The organism is Pseudomonas quercus, from assembly GCF_012033695.1.
GTDB lineage: Bacteria > Pseudomonadota > Gammaproteobacteria > Pseudomonadales > Pseudomonadaceae > Aquipseudomonas > Aquipseudomonas quercus.
This window is the reverse complement of the sequence record NZ_JAAVJI010000029.1, coordinates 1-7,397: the sequence shown is the minus strand read 5'-3', so window position 1 is coordinate 7,397 and position 7,397 is coordinate 1. Positions and strand designations below refer to the sequence as shown.

General features: G+C 52.8%; 5 protein-coding genes and 1 pseudogene. 2 read left to right on the top strand and 4 right to left on the bottom strand.

The genetic code is table 11. From position 1 onward, the window contains the following. Nucleotides 1-2,861 (bottom strand): annotated as a pseudogene (locus HBH25_RS22645) (hemagglutinin repeat-containing protein); the annotation flags it as partial. A gap of 274 nt (nucleotides 2,862-3,135) precedes the next feature. Between HBH25_RS22645 and HBH25_RS23550 the strand changes: the two are divergent. Together HBH25_RS23550 and HBH25_RS22635 are read left to right on the top strand one after the other, a co-directional pair. Further along, the gene (locus tag HBH25_RS23550; RefSeq protein WP_267874465.1) at nucleotides 3,136-3,270 is read left to right on the top strand and encodes a hypothetical protein; all 135 of its coding nucleotides are present in this window, start codon (nucleotides 3,136-3,138) and stop codon (nucleotides 3,268-3,270) included. Then, entirely contained in the window at nucleotides 3,267-3,554 is a 288-nt protein-coding gene (locus HBH25_RS22635; protein ID WP_168086189.1) for a DUF1484 family protein, read from the top strand. Before HBH25_RS23550 ends, HBH25_RS22635 begins: the two co-directional genes overlap by 4 nt. A 140-nt stretch (nucleotides 3,555-3,694) precedes the next feature. Here HBH25_RS22635 and HBH25_RS22630 read toward each other — a convergent pair whose 3' ends face one another. The 3 genes from HBH25_RS22630 to HBH25_RS22620 all read right to left on the bottom strand — a co-directional run. Next, nucleotides 3,695-4,252, bottom strand: coding sequence for a hypothetical protein (locus tag HBH25_RS22630; protein WP_168086188.1), 558 nt, complete (start codon nucleotides 4,250-4,252; stop codon nucleotides 3,695-3,697). 76 nt (nucleotides 4,253-4,328) lie between these two features. Then, nucleotides 4,329-4,718: a hypothetical protein gene (locus tag HBH25_RS22625; RefSeq protein WP_168086187.1), complete on the bottom strand. Its 390-nt coding sequence runs from the start codon at nucleotides 4,716-4,718 to the stop codon at nucleotides 4,329-4,331. Then, the coding region (locus HBH25_RS22620) for a DUF637 domain-containing protein (RefSeq protein WP_178089115.1) at nucleotides 4,715-7,397 on the bottom strand (2,683 nt) is incomplete at its 5' end. The genes HBH25_RS22625 and HBH25_RS22620, both read right to left, overlap by 4 nt.

The following is a 7,397-nucleotide window of genomic DNA, read 5'->3' as shown; positions in this document are numbered from 1 at the left end:
AGCCCAGTCTGTTCTTTGACGCTGTCGAAGTTGGACTTCAGGCGATCCTGGGCCAGGCTGAGGTTGCCACCTACCTTCATGGTGCCGAAGGTGAAGTTCAAACCGCCACTCACGTTCTGCTGGCGCGAGGCGTAGTCGTTAGCGTCCTGAGGGCTGCGCATCAGCAGGTCCCTACCGGCCTTCACGGCGACCTGGTCGGCGGAGACTTGTGCGCCCTCCAACGTAGTGTCTTGGCCGCTTTTCAGGCTGGCCTTGCGACCGGCGTCCAGCGTGGTTTCATTCCAGCTAACGCCATTGCCCTTTTCCGAGCCTTTACCTGCATTGGCATTGGCGAAAACGGTAATCCCGAGGTGGTCGGCGCTACCTCCTACGGATATACCGACATTACCGCCACCGCTGCTGTTCTTCCCTTTGAGGGTCTGCGTATCGGCAGAAGCCATCAGCAGGATGTCACGCTTCGCTTCAAGCGAGATGTCACGCCCCGCCTTCACCTGCGTGCCTTGCAGCAGGAGGTCCCCATCCGCACCCTGGTTGCCTGTAGCGGTAATGGCGATGTCTCGCCCGGCGGTCAATGTAGCGGCTTGGTTGGTGGTCTGCTTTTGAAGCTGCTGGGATTGGGCGTGCTGCGTACCCAGGGACAAGCTGACACCCCAATAGCTACCGTCTTCACCTGCGGCGCCATTGGCATCAGCCAACTGCGCAGCCTGCCAGGCCTGGTAGCTGCTAAGGCCCGCTTTCATGCCCTGCAACGCATTCAGGCGACTGTCGCCCGCCTCTTGCTTGCGTGCGGTATTGAGGTCTTGAGCTGCGTTGTTGAGCGCGCTACCTACGTTACCGGACAGCGCCAGGGTCAACCCGCTTGAACGGCTCTTCTGCGTTTGTTCGAAGCTGGACTGGCTAGGGGCGGCGATTACACTGACATTGCGGCCAGTGAGGCTGATGTCATTACCTGCCACCAACTCAGAGCCACGCACAACAACATCTTTGCCAGCAATAACGCTTACATCGCCTAACACGCTGCCGACCGTGCTCGATTTCTGGCTCTCGCCAAGGCTGGCCTGCGTCGTCTTGTTCAGCGAAGTACCCAGGGTTACGCCAATACCCCCACTGCTCATCAAGCCGGAGCGTTTGACGCTTTTGCTGTGCTGCTCGTCCTGGGTTTGGCTGGCCGCATCGATCAAGACATTGCCGGCGGCTGCCAGGGTTGTTTGCTGGGTCGAAACGACATTGCTGCCCTCGACAATCAAATCGCGCCCGGCTTTTATGGCCGTGGTGTCACCGCTGAAGGTAGAGCTTTGAGCGACTGTTTGCTGGCTGGCGTCCTGCTGTACTTTTGCCGAACCTGAAAGCGCGCCTCGCTTGCTTTTGCTCACACCCTGCTGCGCGGTATACGCGCTTTGTGCAGCCGCTACGGTTACATCTCGCCCTGCTACGGCCTTGAGTGCCCCGTTGGTGCTGGAAACCGTCGCACCAATGGCCTCGATGTCTTGCACGGCGCCCAGCGTGAGCGCCCCGCCTGCCGTGATGGTGGACCCCACTGCTTCAGACGCAGAACTTTCACGCGTGGTGGTTTTACTGCTACTGCTGAAGGTGCCGCTATGTTTCTTGGTCTTTTGGTAGTAGCTGTAGTCTTCGTTTTGAGCAGCCAGTAATTCGATGTTATTGCCTGCGTAGATATAGGCTTCCTTCCCAGCCTCCACCTTGCTTGCTGTCAGCGTGAGGTCTTTACCAGCGCTTGCCGCAAGGCTACCCCCGGCGGTCACGGTACTCGCCACCTGGCTAACGTGGTCTTCCTGGCGCGTGACCTTTTTGCTCTTGGAATAGGAGTGTTGCTCGTCTGCCGCCGAGTTGATGCTCAGGTCTTCGGTGGCCGACAGGGCCACGTCCCTCTTGGCTTCCAAGGCGCTGGCGATCACGTTCAGGTCGCGCCCGGCCTGGGCGCTGAGGTCGCGGCCGGCGGTGACAGACGAGCCGTTCTGGATCACCGTGCTGTCGCTGTAGCGGCTGCCCTGCGTATTACTGTTCATCTGCTGTGCGGACAGCAGATTGATATCCCTGCCCGCCGTGAGGCTCAGGTCTCGCCCGCTTTGCAGCACGCTACCAATACTGGTGATATCACGCCCGGCTTGCAAGGTGAGATCGTTGGCGGCTTCGATACGGGCAGCGTTGTCAATGAAGTCACGCTGCTCAGTCTTACCCGCCGCGCCGCTCTGGTGGGTGGTTACTGTGCGTTCGTTGAGCACGTCGCCATTGACGGCGGTCACGCTCACGTCACGGCCGGCGATGATGCCGCCCGCCTTGTTGACGATGGTGTTGCCCGCCAGCAGGTCCAGGCGGTTGCCAGCCTGGATGAGGCCGCTGTTCACCAGGTCGTTGCCCGCCGTGGCGGAGAGGTTGTTGGCGGCCTTGAGGGTGCCCATGTTCTCCAGGTTCTGGCCGGCGATCAGGGTTACGTCATTACCGGCAATCAGTGCACCGGTAGGGCCCAGGCGGCCGCTGGCCTGGGCAAGGTACACCACCGGCACCAGCACGGTTTCGCCGTTCACTACGGCGTTTTCCAGCCACACGATGTCGTGGGTAAGCGCGGCGACTTGTTCGGCCGTGAGGCTCACGCCTACCGAGAGGTTGAGTTCGGTTTTGCTGGCCAGGGCGTTGTTCATCAGGTACTTGAACTGGGCCTCGTTGGAGGTTTGCCCATCGATGAACGCTTGGCCGGTGCGGGCGGTAACGGCTTGCTGCACCAGGCGCTGTTCGTACAGGCCATCGCCCAGGCGCTTGGCGCTCTGGTCGGGGTCGTAGCCCAGCCCGGCGAGGAGGTAGTCCGAGCTCATGAACTGCTTGAGGTCGGTAAGTAAGGGGTTAGGCGTGGAAGCTTGTTCGCGTGGGGAGTAATCGTTACCCTATGCACGCCGTTGCACATCAGCGGTCGAGCTTGGCGGCTCGCAGTACAAGGCGCATCAGCGCCACCGGTAAACCACAGGCGCTTTTTTTGTGCTTGTCGCTTTATGGTGGGTTATGCGGGAGCACCCTCGGGTGCGCCGGTTCCCTTGTACGCCGGTCCGCCAATCCCGCGTAACCCGCCACCCTGTTCTGCTTGGCGGCAGAGCTTGGTGGCTTCAAGTACAAGGAGTTTGCATGAAGACCTTATATCCGGCTTTTGCACATAGAGGGTTCGAATCGTTTTTGAATTCAGCTTTGGATGCTGCTTTTGCAGGCAGCCAGTGCAGTTTTTACGTCAGCACCACGGGTTATTGTGGAGGTGCTGAATGATGGGGCTTTCGAAAACTCATAAGGCGCTTGTTGATTTCGTTCATAGCTTGCCAGCATCGGCCTGCGATCAATTCGAAACAGAGCTGCTAAAAATGAGCAATTTAATCAATAGGCTCGAAAAATCGCGGAGTGACCTGAGTTCAGCAGAGTGCTCTTTACGGGTGATACTTGAGCTATTGGATGCTGCTGATACCAGGCAATTTAAGGCAAGCGATCTGCATTGCTTGCTTGTCCCTTTGTACATGAAAATTTCAGACGCTTTCAATCGTTTTGATGAAGCTTGAAGCCAATTTAACAAATTACGCTGGATGTGTGTGAGGCTATAACTATTGAGCATTAGGCGCTGCCCAGCAGCGCCACGACCAATAAACTCTTCAATAAAAATAATAAAATTCTATTATTAAAGAGCAGTTTTTAATCATATTTAACGCTTGATAATGATTGGTACAAACATGGTGTCACCCTGCGGCACCTTCATCAAACCATCACTTTCCACAACCTTGACGCCTTTTTCCTTCGCGAATTCGAAAATCTTAACTGTTGCGTCTCTGTCAATGTAACCACCACCATCAACAATAGCGCTAAATCCCGTTTGACGCTGCTTTTCAGAAATTTGAATCTGCTTGGTCAAACCAAAGGTCTTCAGGCTAATGGAGGAAATACTCGACCAGTTCAACTGTACAATGGGCGTGTACTGTAGGGTTGAAGCATTCCATGCAAGTACACGTAATGCATCTTGCGTCATCGCATAGACGCAGAAACTCATAATACCTATATTTGAACCTGGCGTACCGATAATCACATTACAGCGACCATGTTGGAGAATTTGTTTTTTAATATCAGATGTTTGGTCGGCCAGCTGATCGGCGAAAAGTGATCTCTCATAATATACCGTAGCCTTGTCAAGAGGTGTGGTACATCCAGAAACCATTAAGAGTATAACCAAGAATACTAAGTTTTTTATTTTGATCAAAGTTTCCACCCTGCCGCACTTATCCAAATTCTTGAAAACACACTATATCAATAGAAAATTAAATAAACTATAAAACGATTTTTAATCAAACGCACCGACCACGCAAGAATATATCTTTAACAATTTCAGCATCTCTTAGTATAGTCGCTATTTTCTCTTCAGAAATACCCAAGCCAGCCAGCTGACAACTTCTAAACTCCAAGTAACCTTCGCACAGCAAGTCCAACATATCACTTGCATAATCACTCTCCTCAGAGAGAACCAAACCATTCTTCAATCCATGCATATAAACCATAACCTGCCACACAAACTTCAACGGTTTCCCATCCTTCCGAACTGCGTAATCCGTTTCCTCTAACACATAAGCAAATGCTTGTTCTGGCCTAAATCCTAAATCTTTTATTGCGTGCTTATAAGTGCCAGCAATTATATCGCTTAATTCATCTATAGAAATCTTCACTTTTAACCCTTTCATTCTTCAACAGTAAAAACATTTAGTTTTATTCTTGGATACATATCTCGGAATTGCTGAATCACTGAAGTGCAACTAGGGCAAACTGCCTTTTCTGATATCAAATTGATACTGCCCGTAGCTGCACTATTACCCTTCAATTTTTGAGCAAGATTTTCAAGAACTTTAAACTCCGTATCCATATCGCGCAGATAACCTTCAGGCGTATCCACATACTTTGAAGTCGCAACCTTGGGCTTCAACAGCCAAGAATTCAGGTCACCATCAGGCTTTGGTAAAAACTCGCTAATGCGCTCATTGTAACCACTAAATGCCTTCATCACCACCGTTTCAGGAGAAAAAGAATCTATATTAATCTCAGCAAAAGCTGCGTTACCTTTTTCAGGTAGCTCACGTCGGATCTCATCAATAGCCTTAGTAAGCCGTTCTCTTATCTCCGGCGCAGAGCTATTTGAAAGATAGGTAAGTTTATCCCAACTCTCGATGTCATTTTTTTCTACCTTCTTTACAACCAATACAGCATCTAGCTTTTTCGATATCGCACCGGCCACTACATCATTTACATTAGCAACGCCTTTCGCACCGGCAACCGCAGTAAAGATTCTAATAGCCAATAATGCTTTCTGTATGGCGCCTACATCTTGGCCATAAATTGCATTAAGCTTCGCGGAGAGATCAGCATCAGCCGCTACCGCAACACCTTCTCCGATAGATTTTCCGCTTTGTACGAAACCGTCGACCACATTTTCCGGTAGATTACCTACACTTTCCCAAAGGCCATTCAATACCGCCCCTGGATTCTGCCTGGCGGCGTCATATAAATTCACAGCACCATTCTTTAAATCAACACCTGAGTCCTTTAACTCCTGTATTACACCTGCACTAAGCTCCCGACTCATACCGCTCTGAACAAATTTCTTATAAAAAACTGGATCAACTGTATCAGCAAACATTTCTGGCAGGAACAGCTGATTGCCCGACGTCGTAAATAGGGCCTGCTGCTTTCCTAACTCATTGGTAAATGTCTGCCCAGAAGATTCCAGGAACGCCTGCGCATTAACGTCATTGCCGTCACTTAGTAACGAGCGCCATAGAATATCGGTATCTTTTAGGGCTTGCTGAGCTAAACGCTCTTTAGCTGCTTGCTCGCTTATTCCATATTTATCGGCGAATGTTTTTGCGTTTTTCTCAAGCCACTCTTGCTCTTCGGAGTGAAGCTGACGATTGTATACCGCGCCATATTTTGCAATTTCGGCGCCTTTCCCGACATCCCCATTGACTGACGCTGCGGCAACTAGCCCGGTGAGTTGTGAAGCCATCACCTGAAGTGATTTATCGCTACCAACCATGTTCTTGATAACGTTGACAAGTGCCTCGCTAGCACCCGCGGCCATTGCCCCAGTCTTGAAGTCGCCGCCTGTAGCTTGCGCCAACAGCCCACCCACCAGCGCGTGCGCCATTACTTTTTGGGGGGTTCCATCATCATATTTTCCTAGTGCGAAATCACCAACCATTTTGAAGCCAAACGCCATACCAACATTTCCGGCCTCTCCTGCAAGCGCGGCGCTCAAATTGGCCGAGTAACTTCCGCCATTTATGACCGAATTAACAAAAGCATCGGATGCAGACTTCATTAGTACAGCTTGTACGCTCGCGAGATTTAGCCCTAACGAAGCCGGATCATAGCCAGGCATCATACCGGCCATCGCGGCCGATGTTAGATACCCTTTCATTGACTCAGCAGACGTGACGTCCTTTAAGGTCGATCCTAATTGGCCTTTATTATTGATGACGCTAACAGCGGCCTTACTTGCCACCGAAGTTATGGCGGCGGTAGCTACTATATTCCCAAGACCTGCTGCCGCAGTTCCCACGGCCGTGCCGGCTTGAACCATGGCCGTGCTGCCTGCTGCAGCCATTGTAAAGCCGCTTCCCGCCTCGACACCCGCCATGGTACCTAAAGCCCCACTTGCTGCTCCGGCTGTCAAAGCCGACACAACAATGATGATTGCCAGCATTGCGCCTTGGCCAAGGCTTGACTGGCTGTACTTGAACGAGTCATGAATCTCCTTCACCTGCCGCCAGTCCACATCACCGCGCTGCTCAGCATCTTTCAACCACGCCAACTGCGGGTCAGCCTTCACCATCGCGTCGATGGCCTGGCTCACGGTCTGCTGGTTCACCTGCTTCACGTCGATGTTCAGGCCGTCCACGGCATGGATGGCCACTTCACCTTGCGCTACCAACTCACTCTGCTTCAGGGTTTCGTCGGTTTTGCCTTTGCCCTTGGCGCTGTTCCAGGCCAGGTTGCTGTTGCTCTTGGTGTGGTTTTCTTGGTGCAGGTCCTTCACGCCTTCGAAGGCGATGGCGCCGCCGCTGTTGAGGGTCAGGTCCTTGCCGCTGTCGAGTTTGGCGGCCTGGTAGGTCTGGTCGCCGCCGCTGACCAGCAGCAGGTCGCCGCCGGTTTTTATCTCGGTGCCCACGTTGGTCACGTCGGTGACTTCGTCGTGCTTGGTTTTCTTGGCGCCGAAGTGGCCTTTTTTCTTTTTGTCGTACAGGGAATAGTCGCTGTCCTCGGCAGCGAGCAGGGCCAGTTTGCCACCGGCCACCAGGTAGGCTTCGTTGGCGGCCTCGATGCGGCTGGAGGTAACGGTCAGGTCCTGGCCTGCACTGAGGGCGACG

Excerpts from the sequence above, each read along its gene's own strand:
- HBH25_RS22635 (WP_168086189.1), top strand. The coding sequence starts at position 3,267 with ATGATGGGGCTTTCGAAAACTCATAAGGCGCTTGTTGATTTCGTTCAT.
- HBH25_RS22625 (WP_168086187.1), bottom strand. The coding sequence starts at position 4,718 with ATGAAAGGGTTAAAAGTGAAGATTTCTATAGATGAATTAAGCGATATA.
- HBH25_RS23550 (WP_267874465.1), top strand. The coding sequence starts at position 3,136 with ATGAAGACCTTATATCCGGCTTTTGCACATAGAGGGTTCGAATCGTTT.